This is a genomic window from Deinococcus sp. KSM4-11, from assembly GCF_004801415.1.
GTDB lineage: Bacteria > Deinococcota > Deinococci > Deinococcales > Deinococcaceae > Deinococcus.
Window position 1 is genome coordinate 155,608 of record NZ_SSNX01000004.1, and the last position, 16,404, is coordinate 172,011.

General features: G+C 65.1%; 18 protein-coding genes and 3 tRNA genes. 9 read left to right on the forward strand and 12 right to left on the reverse strand.

Features of this window, described 5'->3' with window-relative positions; genetic code table 11:
- Positions 1 to 245: 245 nt before the first annotated feature.
- The 6 genes from E7T09_RS13020 to E7T09_RS21920 all read right to left on the reverse strand — a co-directional run bounded on the left by E7T09_RS13020 (position 246) and on the right by E7T09_RS21920 (position 3,752).
- Positions 246 to 983, reverse strand: a complete 738-nt coding sequence (locus E7T09_RS13020) for a hypothetical protein (protein WP_136389634.1) — start codon at positions 981 to 983, stop codon at positions 246 to 248.
- A 627-nt stretch (positions 984 to 1,610) separates the two neighbouring features.
- Positions 1,611 to 2,063, reverse strand: coding sequence for a hypothetical protein (locus tag E7T09_RS13025; RefSeq protein WP_136389635.1), 453 nt, complete (start codon positions 2,061 to 2,063; stop codon positions 1,611 to 1,613).
- A gap of 176 nt (positions 2,064 to 2,239) precedes the next feature.
- The gene (locus tag E7T09_RS21915; protein ID WP_168734835.1) at positions 2,240 to 2,416 is read right to left on the reverse strand and encodes a hypothetical protein; all 177 of its coding nucleotides are present in this window, start codon (positions 2,414 to 2,416) and stop codon (positions 2,240 to 2,242) included.
- Positions 2,417 to 2,927: 511 nt separating this feature from the next.
- The gene (locus E7T09_RS13030; RefSeq protein ID WP_136389636.1) at positions 2,928 to 3,155 is read right to left on the reverse strand and encodes a hypothetical protein; all 228 of its coding nucleotides are present in this window, start codon (positions 3,153 to 3,155) and stop codon (positions 2,928 to 2,930) included.
- A gap of 109 nt (positions 3,156 to 3,264) precedes the next feature.
- Positions 3,265 to 3,588 (reverse strand): hypothetical protein, encoded by a 324-nt coding sequence (locus tag E7T09_RS13035; RefSeq protein ID WP_136389637.1) that lies wholly within the window; start codon positions 3,586 to 3,588, stop codon positions 3,265 to 3,267.
- A gap of 2 nt (positions 3,589 to 3,590) precedes the next feature.
- The gene (locus tag E7T09_RS21920; protein ID WP_168734836.1) at positions 3,591 to 3,752 is read right to left on the reverse strand and encodes a hypothetical protein; all 162 of its coding nucleotides are present in this window, start codon (positions 3,750 to 3,752) and stop codon (positions 3,591 to 3,593) included.
- A gap of 143 nt (positions 3,753 to 3,895) precedes the next feature.
- Between E7T09_RS21920 and E7T09_RS13040 the strand changes: the two genes are divergently transcribed.
- Together E7T09_RS13040 and E7T09_RS13045 are read left to right on the forward strand one after the other, a co-directional pair.
- Positions 3,896 to 4,117 carry a helix-turn-helix transcriptional regulator gene (locus tag E7T09_RS13040; protein WP_168734837.1) on the forward strand — a complete coding sequence of 74 codons (222 nt, stop codon included), beginning with the start codon at positions 3,896 to 3,898 and terminating at the stop codon, positions 4,115 to 4,117.
- A 291-nt stretch (positions 4,118 to 4,408) separates the two neighbouring features.
- Entirely contained in the window at positions 4,409 to 5,494 is a 1,086-nt protein-coding gene (locus E7T09_RS13045; RefSeq protein WP_240741778.1) for a site-specific integrase, read from the forward strand.
- Positions 5,495 to 5,590: 96 nt separating this feature from the next.
- On the opposite strand, the gene E7T09_RS13050 is transcribed toward E7T09_RS13045, so the two are convergent.
- From E7T09_RS13050 to E7T09_RS13060, 3 genes are all read right to left on the reverse strand, one after another.
- Positions 5,591 to 5,667: transfer RNA gene (locus tag E7T09_RS13050), tRNA-Arg, on the reverse strand.
- A gap of 46 nt (positions 5,668 to 5,713) precedes the next feature.
- Positions 5,714 to 5,787 (reverse strand) — tRNA-Gly (locus E7T09_RS13055).
- A gap of 36 nt (positions 5,788 to 5,823) precedes the next feature.
- Positions 5,824 to 5,900, reverse strand: a tRNA-Pro gene (locus E7T09_RS13060).
- 136 nt (positions 5,901 to 6,036) lie between these two features.
- On the opposite strand from E7T09_RS13060, the gene mqnP reads away from it, so the two are divergent.
- The 6 genes from mqnP to E7T09_RS13090 all read left to right on the forward strand — a co-directional run bounded on the left by mqnP (position 6,037) and on the right by E7T09_RS13090 (position 10,946).
- Positions 6,037 to 6,924 (forward strand): menaquinone biosynthesis prenyltransferase MqnP, encoded by an 888-nt coding sequence (gene mqnP, locus E7T09_RS13065; protein WP_136389640.1) that lies wholly within the window; start codon positions 6,037 to 6,039, stop codon positions 6,922 to 6,924.
- The gene (locus tag E7T09_RS13070) at positions 6,906 to 7,208 is read left to right on the forward strand and encodes a hypothetical protein (RefSeq protein ID WP_136389641.1); all 303 of its coding nucleotides are present in this window, start codon (positions 6,906 to 6,908) and stop codon (positions 7,206 to 7,208) included. The genes mqnP and E7T09_RS13070 overlap by 19 nt, the downstream gene beginning before the upstream one ends.
- A gap of 79 nt (positions 7,209 to 7,287) precedes the next feature.
- Complete coding sequence (locus E7T09_RS13075; protein ID WP_136389642.1) at positions 7,288 to 7,743, forward strand: hypothetical protein; 456 nt, start codon at positions 7,288 to 7,290, stop codon at positions 7,741 to 7,743.
- A 114-nt stretch (positions 7,744 to 7,857) separates the two neighbouring features.
- Positions 7,858 to 8,442, forward strand: coding sequence for an adenylate/guanylate cyclase domain-containing protein (locus E7T09_RS13080; RefSeq protein ID WP_136389643.1), 585 nt, complete (start codon positions 7,858 to 7,860; stop codon positions 8,440 to 8,442).
- A 45-nt stretch (positions 8,443 to 8,487) separates the two neighbouring features.
- Positions 8,488 to 9,165, forward strand: a complete 678-nt coding sequence (locus E7T09_RS13085; protein ID WP_010887388.1) for a response regulator transcription factor — start codon at positions 8,488 to 8,490, stop codon at positions 9,163 to 9,165.
- A 209-nt stretch (positions 9,166 to 9,374) separates the two neighbouring features.
- Positions 9,375 to 10,946: a cell wall metabolism sensor histidine kinase WalK gene (locus E7T09_RS13090; protein ID WP_240741779.1), complete on the forward strand. Its 1,572-nt coding sequence runs from the start codon at positions 9,375 to 9,377 to the stop codon at positions 10,944 to 10,946.
- 24 nt (positions 10,947 to 10,970) lie between these two features.
- Here E7T09_RS13090 and argR read toward each other — a convergent pair whose 3' ends face one another.
- Genes argR through E7T09_RS13105 form a run of 3 tightly spaced genes read right to left on the reverse strand, consistent with a single transcriptional unit; the run spans position 10,971 to position 13,309 of the window.
- On the reverse strand, positions 10,971 to 11,441 hold the full coding sequence (gene argR / locus E7T09_RS13095; RefSeq protein WP_240741780.1) for an arginine repressor: 471 nt from the start codon (positions 11,439 to 11,441) through the stop codon (positions 10,971 to 10,973).
- A 31-nt stretch (positions 11,442 to 11,472) separates the two neighbouring features.
- A complete protein-coding gene (gene coaBC, locus E7T09_RS13100) occupies positions 11,473 to 12,702 on the reverse strand; it encodes a bifunctional phosphopantothenoylcysteine decarboxylase/phosphopantothenate--cysteine ligase CoaBC (protein ID WP_136389644.1) in 1,230 nt (409 codons plus the stop codon).
- Between the two features lie 34 nt (positions 12,703 to 12,736).
- Positions 12,737 to 13,309, reverse strand: coding sequence for a TetR/AcrR family transcriptional regulator (locus tag E7T09_RS13105; protein ID WP_136389645.1), 573 nt, complete (start codon positions 13,307 to 13,309; stop codon positions 12,737 to 12,739).
- 130 nt (positions 13,310 to 13,439) lie between these two features.
- On the opposite strand from E7T09_RS13105, the gene E7T09_RS13110 reads away from it, so the two are divergent.
- The gene (locus E7T09_RS13110; protein ID WP_136389646.1) at positions 13,440 to 16,358 is read left to right on the forward strand and encodes a YhgE/Pip domain-containing protein; all 2,919 of its coding nucleotides are present in this window, start codon (positions 13,440 to 13,442) and stop codon (positions 16,356 to 16,358) included.
- Positions 16,359 to 16,404 lie beyond the last annotated feature (46 nt).

Genomic DNA, 16,404 nt, shown 5'->3' on the forward strand with positions numbered 1-16,404 from the left:
ACGGTGGGAAGCCTGGGGATTACGGCGAAGAGAACACCAGATCACCCGGTCGGACGGTAGCGAGCATGCTGCGCACGCCAGGCCACATGGACACAGGCACATGGACAGTCAGGGCCATTCCGTCCTGACCGTAGAAAGCCACGCGCTGGGGTGGTCAGCACTGCCTAGCGCTAGCTCATATTTTGATTGGGATAGGTGGTAGCAATTTCCTATGCCGTGGTTCGATAAGTAATCACGTTCTTATTTTAATCGGCTTCGTCATCACCTTCGTATGATGGGTAAGAACCGAACTGGCCATTCGATGAATCACGCAAGATCGTAGGATCGCCAGGGATATATTCTGAAGAACCACCCGGAGAAATATAGTCTAATGTTTCCGAGTGGTAAACGCCGCCACTATCGAAATAAGAAATCCACTCAATTTCATGCACATCGGTACGTGAAATCCAATAGGTAATAACATCATCGTTGGCGCCATATTGTGGATATGGGTATGTTCTTTTTGATGAGATTGCGAACATTGATGGAGATTGGGCTCTAATCGAGTAGTCATGGCCTTTGGAGGTAGCCTGAACAATACATTTTTCTAATGCGTTCCTTAAGATGTATTTAGCGGATGCGGTAGAGCATGCCCTTGCGTATAGTTCTTGACCGGAAGCCCCTGAAGATTTACGCCACACTCCTAGGCGCTCGTTACCTAATAGCTCGTCTTCCTGTGCCACTTTCCACTCATACATCTCTGATACTGCTCGGCTCCAGAGTTCACTTTGTATGTGGATGTCAATATTTCCGCTGGAATTCCTGAAGGTATAGTTGTAACCAGCTTTCTTTAGATATGAATAGCGTACGTATAAATTGTTCGGAGATTTGGTCAAGAGTTCGGGCAAAATACCAGAGTTCGGATCTAGAGGGGGCACGAGCCAGCTGCGCCAGCCGACACGAAACGCAAACGTTACTGCTGGATTCGGCTTCCGTTTTGCCATCTAGAAATATAGTGAATCACCAGTTGCGTCCCCGCAACTGCGTTTGCTCCAGTCGGCGATCCGCGTATTACCCAGTTCGACTCTGGGCGCTCTCTCCAGCAACTCAGGACAAGAGGTTCGAGCGCGTGTCCGGTACAAGGGTTCCGCGCACCGTGTACTTAAGAGGTGAGTTGAATGGGCCTCGCTCTCTGGCGACTGTCCCGCTGAGCAGGCCATCGCCAGTCATAACCTCAATGTGTGTATCCCGTTGCTTGAACGCATCAATCAGGATGCCCATATCATCGGGGTGCATCCCAGCAGGGCAATTCGCCAAATCATCGGGTCGGAACACGAACACGGTAGATCCGTCAGCCCGTAGAGCGTCCGCCATTGAGTACATCCCTTTGAGCCTGGGCATCCCTCAAGCTACCAGCCCACCGCCCACCGCTCCGACCCGGAGGCCCGCCCATGCGAGAGCGACGGCGCAAGGACTGGCGCGGTGAGGCCACACCTGAAGCCCGCAAGGAAGGCGAGCGCTACCGAGAGGAAACCCGCCACTTGTGGGCCACCGACAGTGACTGGTACTGGGTACGTATACCCGCTGATGCAGAGAGAAAGGGAGAACCGTAGAACGCTATCAACTGGGAATCAGTTGTCTAACAGATCAAGTACCCATCCTTGGACAGCCTGTTCGATACCGGCTTTATTGGTGTGCTCAAATTCAACGTCTTTTATGGCCCCGAAATTGGGACTCATATTCAAGTTGATGGTATCGCGCTGGGGATGCTTTGTTGCGATGATGCGGCCCCGTTTTTGCGGCCCCGTTTTTGTCTTTACCTCCAGGGTCGCCGTCGCTTGATGCTGGATTGTTGCAAGTTTTTCCACACTGGATACTGAGCTTTCGGCTTCCAAACCCCGAATCCGAAGGCTTTCAGCAATGTTCTTAAACACAATCCCGGCGGAGCCGCGCACGATTGTCGCTGACCGCTCTGCACGTTCCAGAGCGATCTTGTCCTGCTCATCTACCTTGCGCTTCTCTTCGGCCTCAGCGTCAGCGCGAGCTTGCAACCGCTTCTGTAACTGTTCGTCAAAGCTGTCCATTCCTCAGCCTAGCAACACGCGGCCCGGCGCGTTGCGTTCTCCCCCATGATGACTCCACCCCCTGAGGTAGCCCATGATGAATCCACGCCCCTCTACGCGAGACGGCCGCAAGAAAGGCCCTAGGTGCGGGGCGACGAACCGGCAGGGCAAGACCTACCAGAAGCCCGCCGGCTTGGTCACAGGTTCACGCCCATGCGCGCGGCGGCTTCCGACATGATCTGCCGGATACGGAGGTTCGCAGCCGGATTCTTCTCGACCTTGATGATCGGAGCAGGACGGGGGGCTGGGATCTGTGGCTCACAGAGAGCCGGTTTAGCTGCGCCGCACATGGCTTTGGCCTTTGATGTGGTCATGCCGCACGCTCCGCAGCGGGCTTGACGTTGCGCTTGATCCATTCGCGCATCCGGGCGGCAGGCGACAGCGGGCAGGGGACGGCCTGATGAGCCGGAGACGTCACAGCTTCACGCCCTTAGCGGCGGCTAGCTCCGCGAGGATCTGGCGGACACGGAGGTTTGCTGCCGGATTCTTCTCGACCTTGATGATGGGTGCAGGACGAGGGGCAGGTGCGTGTGGCTCACAGAGCGCCTGCTCGATGGTCACTTGCGACCGCCGAGCAGGGCGCTGTACTTGCCGAGGATGGCCAGCACGCGGCGGCCCGCAGCCGGGTTGTGCTCCGACACGTACGGCACGGTGGTAGGACGGGGGGCGGGAGTGACAGGCGCGGGCGATAGTTGAGTGGAGGCTGAAGCGTTTCTCGTCATGCTTTCCGTTCCTTACGTGCATCCTGGCCAGCTTTGATCCAGTCAAGAAGGGCCGCACGTCGGGCGGCCGTCGAGTTCGGGGTAATAGTGACGTCTGGCCTGCTCACTTCTCCACCTTCCCTTTCTTGGCGAGCATGGCGGCCACCCACGCCAGCGCAGCGGCACGGCGCTGAGGCGTGCCGCCATGAACCACAGTCACGGTAGGAGTGACCTGCGTCGTGCGGGGCATCATTTGTTCACGCCCTTGCATCACGTCTTCCGCATGACGCTGAATGGGTGGGGGAATGAGGGCGATTACAGCAAGGCTGGTATCGTCAGGTTTTTTAGCCATTCACTAGGATACGTGGATCGCCTTGATGGCGGCATTAACAGTGATGGGTGCATCTGTACTATCGGCTACGCTGCCCGACCATCAACGTCGGCGGTCGGGCAGCGTGACTTCAAATACCCTGCCGTTCGCACGCCCAGTTGGTAAGGGCGTAGTTTGTCCCCCACAGGACGCGGACAGCTTGCTCAGCGAGTTCACGGCTCGCCGTTAGGCAGAGGCCACCTACGGCCCACACCGTCTCCATATCGCTCACTTCGTCGTAGGTAACACGTTGGTCGCGTTGGAAGCGCAGTACTCCAGAGTAGAAGTGGATGGAGGTCATGCCGGCGTGCTTACCCTTCAGGCTAATGCGCCGACGGATAGTGCGCCCTTCGTGCTTGATGGTCAGCGTGAGGTTTAGGGCTGGAGTCACGTTGAACGCTGTCAGGACAGGCATGCTCACACGTTCATCCCCTTGAGGGCTGCACGGATCTTGTTGGCAGCGCTGCTCTGGCCTGGCGCATTGAACGGTGTTTCACGGACGCACTCAAGAAGGGCTTTCAGCTCCGTGACGGTGAGCGTGACGGGAACTTCTGTGAGGCGCTCTGCGTAAACTGCCATACGAACCTCCTGGTTCGCAGAAAGGGGTCTGGCTTCCTACGGCGATGGCCCCTTTTCTGCTGTCTGGATAGTACCGGAACTCTGGTAATAGTTCAAGACCTCTGGTAATATGGGTGCAGCCCGGCAGGGGCCACACTAGGAGGGTGAACGTGCGCTGGAAAGTCAAAGAATATTTAGAGGACTCGGGGAAGAGCACCTATGCGCTGTGGAAGGCATCAGGACTCTCCCGCACGACGGCCTACGCCATCTCCAGCGGCGAGATGAAGGGCATGGAATTCGACACGCTCGGAAAGTTGATTGGCGGTCTGGAGAAGCTGACTGGTAAGCGCGTAGAGCTTTCGGACGTACTGGAAGTAGTGCGCTGAAGACCGCCATATCCTCAAAGCGGCAGAAATGACGGGTGTACATTGCGCGCCCAGGTGTACTTTGCCTTTTCAATGTTCACCCGTAAAAATGTCGTCCTAGACGGTTCCGGTGTACGTTATGCAGGTGGTGCACGTTGAATCGATCCTTTTTTAGTGCGTGATGGGAGCGGCATGGCGCGGAAGGAAGAGCAGGCCAAACGCGGGAACGGGCGCGGATCGATCCGCCGCCTTCCCTCCGGGCGGTTTCAGTGGCGGGCGACCGTGGAACTGCCTACTGGGGAAGTAGAGCGTGTGTCCGGGATCGCTGCCACGAAGACAGAAGCAGAGGACGCCCTGAGCCGCGTGCGGACAGATGCGGCGCGCGGACAATTCACCGTGAACGCCCAGACGACCCTGAAGGATTATCTGAACGAATGGCACGCCGCGCGGAAGGGGAATCTGGCCGCGAAGTATGCCGCCGCCCAGGACAGCCTCATTCAGCGGCACATCATTCCCGGCCTGGGGAAGCGCCGGCTGGGCACGATCACGCCCCGCGACCTCGAAGCCCTGTATGCCGGGTTGACCTTCCAGGACACACGCACGGAAGACAAGACGAAGGGAAAGCCGCTGGGTGACTCCATGAAGCGCCAGGTGCACAACCTGCTTCACCGGGCCTTTGCTGACGCCGTGAGGCATGGCGAGCTGCTGAGGAATCCGGCGGATGTGGCACGGCCCGCGTACACCCGCACGGCCGCGCAGGAAGAGAAGGTGATAGCCTGGTCCGCGAAGGAAGCAGGCGCCTTCTATCAGGTGGCCCGACCAGATCGAGTGGGTAGCGTGTTCTGTTTCATGCTCGCGACTGGTCTGCGCGTAGGGGAGGCCTTGGGCCTGCGGTGGGAGAACGTCAATGCGAAGACGGGAGTAGTCCATGTTCGGGAAGCGCTCGTGAGCCTGGGTGGTGTGGCGCACCGGACGACCCCGAAGACGGCCCGCTCTCGCCGGTCGATTACGGTAAGTGGGGATGCTCTGATCATTCTGCAGGAGTGGCAGGAACGGCCTGTGCTGGACGTAGAAGCGCAGGGAAGACGGTACGTGGCCAGTGACGCGGTATTTACAAACACGATAGGCGGGCCGATCCTGCCGGACACGGTCTATAAGCAGATGCGTGTCTTGTGCAATCAGGCGAAGGTGCGTTACCTGGGGACGCACGTGCTCCGGCACACCTTTATTTCCCTGCAGGCGGCCAGCGGGCGGCCCGTCGAAGTCGTGTCCGCTCACGTCGGACATGCGAAGGCATCCTTCACCCTGGATCGATACCGGACGGTGTTCCAGCACGAGCGGGCGGACATGACTCTAGACGTTGCGGCTCTCATCAGTCCCTCAGAGAAGGGCAAGTGAAAGCTCCGTTGGGCACGCGTTGGGCACAACGGAGCGATCTGGATCGGTTGGGCACGCACACCCTAAACAAAAAACCCGTACTAGACGGGGTTCTCGTGGCGCGCCCTGCAGGACTCGAACCTGCGACCGACCGCTTAGAAGGCGGTTGCTCTATCCAGCTGAGCTAAGGGCGCGTGCGTGTGGTGAAATGCAAAAAGCTCCCGTGGGGGAGCTTCAGGCTGGAGCGGGATCACGGATTCGAACCGAGGCCAGAAGCTTGGAAGGCTGCTGTGCTACCACTACACCAATCCCGCATTGCGCGCATGGCCCGGCCTGCCTGCCCGGGCGGGTGGTCGAGGCGACTGGATTCGAACCAGCGACCCCTTGGTCCCAAACCAAGTGCGCTACCGGCCTGCGCTACGCCTCGTTCCCATGCGCGCGTCCGGAATGATAGCAGACGAAGTGCGGATTCGTCAGCGGGTGGGGTTGGGGTCTGGCAAGCGTGAGGTCTGGTCGGCGTTCAGATCCGGGCAGGGCGTATCCTGCGGCATTGTGAGGGCGGCATGGTAAGCGGCGACACGCGCGTGAAGACGTTCCTGGATCTGGTGAAGTTCGAGCATACGGTGTTCGCGCTGCCGTTCGCTTACGCGGGTATGTTGCTGGCGAGCATGCAATCGCGTGGGACAGGATGGCCCGGCTGGCACACACTGCTGTGGGTGACCGTGGCGATGGCAGCGGCCCGGACGGCGGCTATGGGAGCCAACCGCGTGATCGACCGCTTCATCGATGCGCGCAATCCGCGCACGGCGCTGCGGGAGGTGCCGGCTGGGAAGGTCTCGCCTGCCCAGGCGTGGGCACTGGTGGTGGTCAGTCTGGTGCTCCTGGCGGTCGCGTCGGCGCAGCTGAATCCGCTGTGTCTGCTGCTGATGCCGCTCGCGGTGGTGTTCCTGATCGGGTATCCGTACACGAAGCGCTTCACGTGGCTGTGTCATGTGTGGCTGGGCATCACGGATGGAGCGGCGGCGGCGGGCGGCTGGATCGCGGTGACAGGGCACTTCGCGCCGGGGGCGTGGGCCTTGTGGGCCGTCGTGATCTTCTGGATGGTCGGTCTGGACGTGATCTACGCGACCATGGATTACGCCTTCGACGTGGCGAACGGCATCCAGAGCATTCCGGCGCGTTTCGGCATTCCGGCCGCACTGCGGATCGCGGCGGTCAGCCACGCCCTGACCTTCGCGGGCCTGCTGCTGGTGGGCGTGGTGACGGGCGCGAGTTTTTGGTACGTGCTGGCGGCGCTGATCATGGGCGCCATCCTGCTGTACGAACACCGGATTGTGAATCCGCAGGATCTGGGCCGCGTGAACGTGGCGTTCTTCGACGCGAACATGTGGTTGGCCCTGACCATGCTGGCGGGCGTGATCGTGGATGTGGCGTGGCGCACCCTGACCTGAGGGACGTGGTGCCGCCGGACGCGGTACGGGCCATGCGGGAGGGGCAGGAGGTCTGGGCGCTGACCGTGCTGGCCCGCGCGCGCGACGCGCAGGTGCCAGACTCCGTGGAGTGGGCGGTGCTGGAACGCCTGCGCGGACTGGTGCTGATCCACATCCAGCGTGAGGTCGAGGGCACCTTCGCGCTGGAGCGGGCGGACGCGCGGCTGGACGCTGCCGGGCTGGTACGCCCGGATCTGGCGTGGCTGGACGAAGAGGGCGGCAGCAGCCCGCTAGAATCGCCGTGATGAGTCCCGCCGTTCGTTCGCCGTTCCCTCAGCCGGAGCCTCCTGACTGTGGCGCGTGTGTGCCCGCCCGGAGTGTCCGGTGACGCTGGAGAGTTCTGAGCGTGAGTTCATGGAGCGCTTCGCGGAGTTCGCGGCTATCGGCACGTTGTACGCGCAGGTCGAGGGCAGTCCGCTGCTGGAGTTCGCCTCCGGCGGTCGGGTGCTGTATCTGTTCGACCGGTGTGGGCCCTACGCAGCGCCCCCCGGCCCGGCCAGCGTGGTGGTGCACGGCATCCTGGACGAGTTGACCGCACTGCCGGACGATCAGGAACGGGCGGAGGTGCTATCCATTCATGGCGTTTCGGGAGTGGAGGGCCGGGGCCGGATCCTGGCGGTCGGACGTGGCACCTGGGTGGTTCAGGCGCGGCTGCCGCTGGTGCTGTCGAGTTTCGTGGGGGGTCCGAACGTGCAGGTGGGCGAGTGGGTCTCGTTCCGGACCGTTCCGCCCATGCATGGCTTCGTGCTGGGCAAAGATGGCGGCGTCTCCTTCCGCTGATGTGGGGCTCTTGGGGCTCGGATCGCGGGCAACCATTTGTGAACGCGTTCATTAAATATTGAATGAAATCTCCCTTTAACTTTCTTCATACCTCCGCCATGATGTGTTCATCCCATGGCCAAGTTGCTGCCCCTCTCCAGCGTGCCCGCCGCCACCACGGCAGCCTGCCTGGTACTCGTGGATCTGGTCGGCAGCACCGAACTCGCGCACCGTCTGCCCCTGCCGCACTACATGTCATTGATGACCGAGTTCGTACAGGTCATGATCCTAAGTTTCGAGGCGCGCGGCGGTCAGATCCTTCAGCACCAGGGCGACGCCGTGCTCGCGTACTGGGACGCTCCCTCCACGGAGCACGCCTGTCTGGCCGCCCTGGAAGCCCATGACCGTACCGCGCGGCTGTCGTTGGCGGGTCTGTTGGGTGTCGACCTGCGCCTGAGGGCAGGCGTAGCCGCCGGAGAGGTGCTGACCGGCATGGTGGGCGGCCAGCGCAGTGCCTATGGCCTGCCGGTCAATTACGCCCGCCGCCTGTGCGACGCGGCCGTTCCCGGACAGACGCTGGTGTGCGGCAACATCGCCGGCATGAACCTGCGGGGCATGATCCGCGAGGCCCGCGCGCCCATGGCATTGCAGGGGTTTGGTGCCGCGTGTGAGACGTTCTCACTGCGCCAGGACAGCGCCGTGCGCATGAAAGTTGATTAAGCGCCACGGCCCTCTTCTCATGAGAGCCGTCCATAGACTGCGGGTATGGAACGTAAGCCCCTGGTTCTCGTCATCGAAGACGAAAAAGACATTGCCCGTTTTATCGAGCTGGAACTCGCCGCCGAAGGCTACGCCACCGAGGTGGCCTTTGATGGCGTGACCGGTCTCTCCAAATTCCGTGAAGTCAACCCCGATCTCGTCATCCTCGACCTGATGCTGCCCGTGCTCGACGGCCTGGAGGTCGCGCGGCGCATCCGCAAGACCAGCAATACGCCGATCATCATCCTGACCGCCAAGGACGGCATTCAGGACAAGGTCGAGGGCCTCGACAGCGGCGCCGACGACTACCTGATCAAGCCCTTCTCCATCGAGGAACTGCTCGCCCGCGTGCGCGCCCACCTGCGGCGCGTGAATCCGGCCGTGACCGGCGAGGTGCGCGTGGCCGACTTGGTCATGAACCTCGATGGCCGCGAGATCTTTCGCGGTGGACGCCGCGTGGAACTGTCCGCCAAGGAGTTCGAACTGCTGGAACTCCTGGCCCGCAATCCCGGCAAGGTCTTCTCACGGTTCGAGATCGAGGAGAAGGTCTGGCCCGAATACACCGGCGGCAGCAACGTCGTGGACGTGTATATCGGTTACCTTCGGCGCAAGCTGGAGGAGGGCGGGGAACGCCGCCTGATCCACACGGTGCGCGGCGTCGGCTACGTGCTGCGCGAGGAGTAAGCCGGCCTGAACCGAGCATCACTGCTGGTGGACAGCCAACACCAACGGGTGGGTGGACGGAACGGGCATCGTCAGTCGCTGGTCGTGCCCTGGAGAGGTCGCGCCGAGGTCTTGAGAAGTGACGGCAGTAAGCATCACATCTGAAGGCCCGCTACACTGCCGCGCATGATCCCCGGCACGGGCAGGGTTGACCAGTACGGAGTTCCGGCGTGACGCTGCGCTGGCGGCTCACGCTGTTCTACACGGCGCTGCTGGCGGCCCTGCTGCTGATGGTGGGCGTTACCACGCTGTACCTGATGCGGACCAGCCTGCTCAACACCCTCGACAACGAACTCCTGGGCGAATATTCACGCTTCGCGAATACGTCCACCAGTATTTCCCTGAGCGCCTGCGATTCGTCGAACGCCGAGACCACGCCCCTGTCGGACGCCAGCCTCACCGCCCGCTACCAGTTCCCGAATTCGAACCTTCAGGTCGAGCAGCTGCTGTTCTATACCCATCCGGAACTCGTCGAGGCGCTGGGGGGCGTGAACCGGGCGGCGACGCTCGCCACCCTGCGGCGCGTGGAGGATTTCAGCCGGCGTTCCCTGGGCTTCGACTGCGCGTTCCCGGTCAAGTTGACCGACGACCAGCTGACCGAGCTGATCCGCTCCAGCGGTGGCCGCCTGTACCTGAACTACCCGCGCCGCGACTCGTTCAACGCGCAGCCCGTCATGGTGCGGCTGCTGGTCGTGCTGGCTCCGGTGCGTCAGGCGACCAGCGCGCTGCCCGGCGATGAGGAGAGCGTGCTGAGCCTGGTGTTCGTGGGCCGCCCCGTGGACGACCTGGCCACCACCCTCAACCAGCTCAGGAGCGTCATCATCCTGCTGTTCCTGGCGGGCCTGGTGATCGCGGGCACGGGTGCTTTCCTGCTGGCCGGGCAGGCCCTCCAGCCGCTGCGGCTGGTGCAGCGGGCGGCCGAGAAGATCGGCGGGCAGACCCTTGCGCAGCGCGTTCCGGTGCCCGCCACGGGCGACGAGGTGCAGTCGCTGGCACAGGCGCTCAACGGCATGCTGGGCCGCCTGGAGGCGAGCTTCGAGGCGCAGCGGCGATTCACCAGCGATGCCAGCCACGAACTGCGGACGCCGGTGACGGCCATCAGCGGGCACGCCAGTTATCTGCTGCGTCGCACCAGTCCGACCGGGCAGCAGCAGGAGAGTCTCAACATCATCCGCAGCGAGTCCGAGCGGCTCACCAACCTGATCGCCAGCCTGCTGGAACTGGCCCGCAGCGACAGTGGCGCGCTGGTCATGCAGAAGGCCCCGATCCTGTCCACGCTGTTCCTGTCGGAACTGGCGCGGGAACTCGGGCCGCTCGCGCAGGCGCAGCACACGACCATTCAGGTGATGGGTCAGGACGTGGCCTTCGAGGGCGACCCGGATCGACTCAAGCAGGTGATCATCAACCTCGTGAGCAACGCCCTGAAGGCCGGATCCACGACCATCACCCTGCAGAGTCAGGCGGTGCTGGACGGCGCGCAGGTGCGCCTGAGCGTCCGCGACGACGGGCCGGGCATTCCCAAGGATCAACTCGAACGCCTCTTCGACCGGTTCTACCGCCTGGAGGACAGCCGCAGCCGGGATCAGGGCGGCGCGGGCCTGGGCCTGAGCATTGCCCGCGGGATCGTGGACGCCCACGGCGGGCGCATCTGGCTGGAGAGCACCGTGGGCGAGGGCACGGCCGTGCACGTGCAGCTGCCGGTGGGCGACCTGCCGGATCTGGATGACGAGGACGTGCCGTAACGGGCCTGGTGGCGCCGGAGGCGCTCAGCCCAGCATCAGTTCGTGCAGTTCTTCCATCAGCGCCTCACCCTCGGCGACGGTGCGGGCCAGGACGAAAATGGTGTCCTCACCGGCAATGGTGCCGACGATGTCGTCACGGCGCAGGCGGTCGAGGAGCATGGCCACGCCGGTCGCGTGTCCGTCGGCGGTGCGGATCACCAGGGTGTTCTCGCCCCGGTCGATGTCGTGCACGAAGTTCTGGAAGAGCCGCGCGAGTTCGCCCTCGACGTTGCTGTGCCCGGTCATCTGCGCCAGGGCGTAGCGGTGGCGTCCCTTGCCGACCGGGACGCGCACCAGCCGCAGCTCGTTGATGTCGCGGCTGATGGTCGCCTGGGTGACCTGAATGCCGCCCTCGCGCAGGCGCTGCACGAGTTCCCCCTGCGTGGAGATCCCCTCGCGGGCGATGATGTCCTGGATGCGTTTCTGGCGTTGTTCCTTGCTGAGCGCGGCGGGCACGCCCTCCATCATTGCATAGCCGCTGAATAATTCAAACTGTCGGGCGGGCGTGGGCCGCCTGCACGGCCTCGTCCAGCAGCCGGCGCGCGACCTCACGCTTGCTCACGCGTGGCCAGTCCTCGTGGCGGCCGTCGGGCCGCACCAGCGTCACCTGGTTGTCGTCCCCGCCGAAGGCCGTGCCCTCGCGGGTGGGGTAGTTCAGCAGGATGAAATCCGCGTTCTTGCGCGCGGCCTTCGCGGCGGCCCGCTCCACTCCGGCGTGGGTTTCCATGGCGAAGCCCACCAGCACCCGCTTGCCCTTGTCGGCCCCCAGGTGCGCCAGGATGTCCGGGTTGGGCGTGAGGTGAATGGTCACGTCGCCCGCGATTTTCGCCTGTTTCTCTGAAGCCTGCTCGGCCGCGCGGTAATCCGCCACGGCGGCCGTCATCACGACGATGTCCGCGTCTGCCGCCGCCGCGACCACCGCGTCCCGCAGTTCCAGCGCGGATTCAATCCGGACGGTCGTCACGCCGGGCGGGTCGCCGAGCGTCACGGGGCCCGTCACTAGGGTCACGTCCGCGCCCCGGTCGCGCGCCTCCTCGGCCACGGCAAAGCCCATCTTGCCGCTCGACGGATTGCTGATGAACCGCACCGGATCGAGGTACTCGCGGGTCGGTCCGGCCGAGACGACGACGCGCATGCCCTCCAAGTCTCGCTTGACCGGGCGCAGCAGGGTCAGCATTCGGGCGGCGATGTCCTCGGGCTCGGCCATGCGCCCCAGGCCACTGCCCTCGCCGCGCGTGCCGAAGGCGCCGACTTCCGGCCCCAGGAAGCGGTGGCCCCAGCTCCGGAGGCGCTCCACATTGGCCTGCACGGCCGGACTGCGCCACATGGCCTCGTTCATGGCGGGCACCCACAGCACCGGCCCCCTCACGCTGAGCAGGCTCGCCAGCGCCAGATCGTTCGCATGGCCGCCCGCCGCGCCAGCCAGCAGCTCGGCCGAGGCAGCCACTACCACGACGCCGTCCACCCGTGCGTGGGTCAGGTGCAGGGCGTCGGGGCGGGCCTCGAACCAGTGGGCATCGGTGCCCACCAGCCCGTCGGCGGCGGTGCTGAGGCTCAGCTCCGTGATGAAGGCCAGGGCGGCGCGCGTGGCGATCGCCCGCACGCCGAGGCCCTGTTCGCGCAGCCGGCGCAGCACGGACGGCGCCTTCACGGCCGCCATGGAACCGCCCACGATCACCAGCACGCAGGATGTGGACGCGGGAGTCGCCTCGGTCATGCCCTGAGTGTACGCAGGTTGCGCCCAGCGCCCGCTAGTTGCCGCGCAGCGCGCCCAGGCCACCGACCAGAAACGCGGCCAGGCTGTCGTCCAGCCCTTCGGGAGCGCTCTCCGGGTGGCGCAGGGTCTCGACGGCCACGGCCTCCAGTAACAGCGTGACGATGTGCAGGGCGCCGGGCCGGGCCAGTGCGGGCCGGTACGGGGCGAGCAGGGCGGCGAGTTCCTGCAGGAAGTGACTGCGCTGTTCCCGGAAGGTCGGGCCGCCGCCGGAGTGCATGAGCAGCAGCAGGTCGCGTTCCTGGAGCAGGGCCCCGAAGATCGCCCGGTAATCCAGCGCCATGTGAACCGGGGGGCCGGAGTCCTGCCCGGTTTCCAGCAGGGGATGCAGGCGCTGCCACAGGGCGGGGAGTCGGGCGTCGAGCAGGGCGCGCAGCATGGCTGTGGTGGAGGTGAAGTAGGTGTACACGGTGGGTCTGGAGGTGCCCAGGGCGTGGGCGATGTCGTTCATCCCCACGCCCTCGAAACCGCGCTCGATGAACAGGTTCTGGGCGGTGGCGAGCAACTGTTCCCGGCGGGTGTCGGCATCCAGGCGGCGGTGGGAGGGCATGGAACCAGCGTAGCACCGTGCTGACGTTTCGTCACTTGACACTCTGTCAATAAGAGACCATACTCACGTCTGGAACGGTCATACTCGGCCTGACGCCGACCCATTGCCCTCAGGTTCCTCAGGAGAGCCCATGTCCGCACGCACCCCCCTCAATCTCCAGACGCTCAGGGACGATTACCGCCGCCTGAGCCCCGCCGAGCGCCGCCTGTGGCAGTGGCCGATGATGTGGGTCTCCGCCGCCGCCATCACCGCCGTGCCGCTCGCCTACGCCACCATCTACCTCAGCAGCGCCCTCGACCCGTACGGCCACCTGGAGAACCTCCCCGTGGCCCTCGTGAACCTCGACCAGGGCACCGTCAGCCGCGGGCAGACCTACACCCTGGGCCAGGACGTTCTGCGCGACCTGAACGCCACGCCGAAATTCCACTACCTGCCCTACCCTAGCGAGCAGGCCGCGCAGGACGCCGTGCGGCGCGGCGACGCCTACTTCGCCCTGACCATCCCGCGCACCTTCAGCAAACAGGCGATCGCCGGCAGCAGCGCCGAGCACGGCCAGCTGAACTTCTATGTCGCCGAGGGCAGCAATTACTTCGCCAGCCGCGTGGCCACTGCCTTTGCCACCACCCTCAGCGACGAGCTGAACCGTACCCTCGGCGAGAACCGCTGGACGGTCGTCCAGCGCACCCTGGCCGACGCCCAGCGCAACCTCACCAGCCTCCGCAGCGCCACCGACCAGTTGCAGGCTGGCGCGTCGCAGCTCAAGATCGGCACCCGGCAACTCGACTACGGCGCGGGCACCCTCGCGACCGGTGCGCAGCGAGCGGCCCTCGGCGGCCAGCAGCTCGTGACCGGGGCCGCGTCGCTTTCCAGTGCCGTCACGCGCCTCACCGACGGCACCGGCAAACTCGCGGGCGGCCTGAACACGTTGGAGGCCGCCACGCCCGGCCTGGCCACGCTGGCACCTCTGAAATCCGGCGCGGCCCGGCTGGTCAGCGGAACCGGCGACCTCGCCAGCGGCCTCGACGCGCTGTCGGGCGGAGCGGGCACCCTCTCGACGGGCGCCGCCAGGGCGGCCAGCAGCGCCACGCAACTCGCACAGGGCGGCGCGACCCTCGCCCGGCAGCTCCCGCAGCTTCAGACTGGACTGGGCCAGCTTTCCGCCGGCGCTGAGCGGCTCGCGGCCTCGGCCCGCGTGGCTAGCGCCGGGGCCACGCAGCTGTCCAGAGGGGCGACCCAGCTCTCGACCACCCTCCCGGCCCTGCAGAGCGGCCTGACCCAGCTGTCGGCCAGCGCCGCGCAGCTCGCGGTAGGTGCGGCCGAGCTGAATGGCGGTGCCCAGCAGCTCGTGCAGGCCGGAGCCCCCCTGGCGACCCAGTCCCCGGCGCTGCGCGGCAGCCTGGGGCAGGTGAGCGCCAGCGCCCGGCAGCTCAGCATCAGCGCCGGCAGCTTTGCCACGCGCACCGCCGCCCTCAACGCCAACCTCCGCACGCAGATTCTGGTGCCCCAGGCCGTCCGCGAGGACGTCGCCTCCCTGGCCGCCCAGGCCGACGACCTGCGGGCCGCCAGCGTCACCCTGCGCGCCCGCCTTGACCGGCTGGGCGCCCCCCTCCGCCAGGCCGCCACACCCGCCGGGCCCAGTGGCGGCGACCAGACCCAGGCCGCCGCGCAACTCGGCAGTGCGGCCAGCGCCCTGTCGGCCCGGCTGAGTGCTGCCAGCCGCAGCTCGGACGCTGCCGTCCAGGGAGCCCAGCTCCTGGCCACCAACGCCACGGCCCTGGCCAGCGGCGTGGGCAGCCTGGCCAGCGGTGCGAAGCTCCTGTCCACCCAGCTGGGCACCGCCCGCGCCGGCAGCGCCGATGCCGTCCAGGGAGCAAAAAAACTGGGTGACGGAGCCACGCAGCTCGCAGCGGGCGTGAAGACCCTCCAGAGTGGCGCACACACGCTGGCCGACAAGGCGACCCAGGCGGCCGGCGGCGCCCGCAGCCTGCAGGGCGGCGCGAAGACCCTGCAATCCGGCGTGAATACTCTGGTGGACGGCACCGTGAAGATCAAATCCACGCTAGGACAGATCACCCGCCAGCTGCCCAGCCAGAGCGACCTGAACGCCGTGAAGAACGGGGCCCGCACCCTGGCCGCGAAGAGCGGGGAGCTCGGCGAGGGGCTCAAGACGGTGGCCAGCGGGGCCACGTCTCTCCAGCAGGGGGCCAGTGACGTGAACGCCGGGGCCGGGAAACTTCTCACCGGCCTGACCACGCTGCAATCCAGGATTCCCACCCGGATCGACTCGCTGACCGGCGATCCGGCCGGGCTGAGCGTGAGCGTGAAACCCGCCGTGCAGACCTTCGCAGCCGTGAAGAACAACGGCGCGGCCTTCGCCCCGTACTTCATGGCCCTGAGCCTGTGGGTCGGCGTGACCCTGACCACCTTCATCTTCCCGTACCAGCAACTGCCCCGCAGCGGACGGCGCAGTTCGCAGCTCGCCCGCGTGATCCGCAAGGCCGCCGCGCCCGCCGCACTCGTCACCCTCCAGGCGCTGCTCGTGGTGCTCGGTGTGCACCTGCTGGGCGTGGATTTCCTGCACCCGGCCCAGGTCGTCTTCACGGCCGTGGCCTCCAGCCTGACCTTCCTGGTCATGGTGCTGGCCCTGATCTTCTGCTTCGGCGCGGCCGGCCGTCTGCTGGCCCTGATCCTGCTGGTGCTGCAACTCGCTGCGTCCGGCGGCTCCTACCCGGTGGAAACGGCGCCCCGCTTCTTCCAGGTCATTCACGCGTGGCTGCCCGTCACGCAGAGCGTCGGCGCGTTGCGGCATGGGCTCAGTGGGGCCTTCGAGGGCCACTACGTGACCTTCATGCTGACCCTGCTGGCCCTGTTCGTCCTGAGCTTCGGCGTGGCCCTGCTGGGACGGCGCCGCTGGGAATTCGTGGCCGACGACGATTTCAAGCCGCTGATCAGCACCCCGATCATCTCCAAGGACGTGCCGCCCGACCCGTACATCGACGCGGCCAGCGACACCCCACGCGACATCCCGGAACGCGCCGTCCCGAACTGAGCTCAGGTACAAAGGAGCGCCGCCCAAGTCCTGGGCGGCGCTCCTG

What these genes read in the sequence shown, in the direction of transcription:
- mqnP (WP_136389640.1), top strand. Translation starts at nt 6,037, where the DNA reads ATGGTAAGCGGCGACACGCGCGTGAAGACGTTCCTGGATCTGGTGAAG.
- coaBC (WP_136389644.1), bottom strand. Translation starts at nt 12,702, where the DNA reads ATGACCGAGGCGACTCCCGCGTCCACATCCTGCGTGCTGGTGATCGTG.
- E7T09_RS13105 (WP_136389645.1), bottom strand. Translation starts at nt 13,309, where the DNA reads ATGCCCTCCCACCGCCGCCTGGATGCCGACACCCGCCGGGAACAGTTG.
- E7T09_RS21915 (WP_168734835.1), bottom strand. Translation starts at nt 2,416, where the DNA reads ATGACCACATCAAAGGCCAAAGCCATGTGCGGCGCAGCTAAACCGGCT.
- E7T09_RS13020 (WP_136389634.1), bottom strand. Translation starts at nt 983, where the DNA reads ATGGCAAAACGGAAGCCGAATCCAGCAGTAACGTTTGCGTTTCGTGTC.
- E7T09_RS13030 (WP_136389636.1), bottom strand. Translation starts at nt 3,155, where the DNA reads ATGGCTAAAAAACCTGACGATACCAGCCTTGCTGTAATCGCCCTCATT.
- E7T09_RS13085 (WP_010887388.1), top strand. Translation starts at nt 8,488, where the DNA reads ATGGAACGTAAGCCCCTGGTTCTCGTCATCGAAGACGAAAAAGACATT.
- E7T09_RS13110 (WP_136389646.1), top strand. Translation starts at nt 13,440, where the DNA reads ATGTCCGCACGCACCCCCCTCAATCTCCAGACGCTCAGGGACGATTAC.
- E7T09_RS13035 (WP_136389637.1), bottom strand. Translation starts at nt 3,588, where the DNA reads ATGCCTGTCCTGACAGCGTTCAACGTGACTCCAGCCCTAAACCTCACG.
- E7T09_RS13025 (WP_136389635.1), bottom strand. Translation starts at nt 2,063, where the DNA reads ATGGACAGCTTTGACGAACAGTTACAGAAGCGGTTGCAAGCTCGCGCT.
- E7T09_RS21920 (WP_168734836.1), bottom strand. Translation starts at nt 3,752, where the DNA reads ATGGCAGTTTACGCAGAGCGCCTCACAGAAGTTCCCGTCACGCTCACC.
- E7T09_RS13080 (WP_136389643.1), top strand. Translation starts at nt 7,858, where the DNA reads ATGGCCAAGTTGCTGCCCCTCTCCAGCGTGCCCGCCGCCACCACGGCA.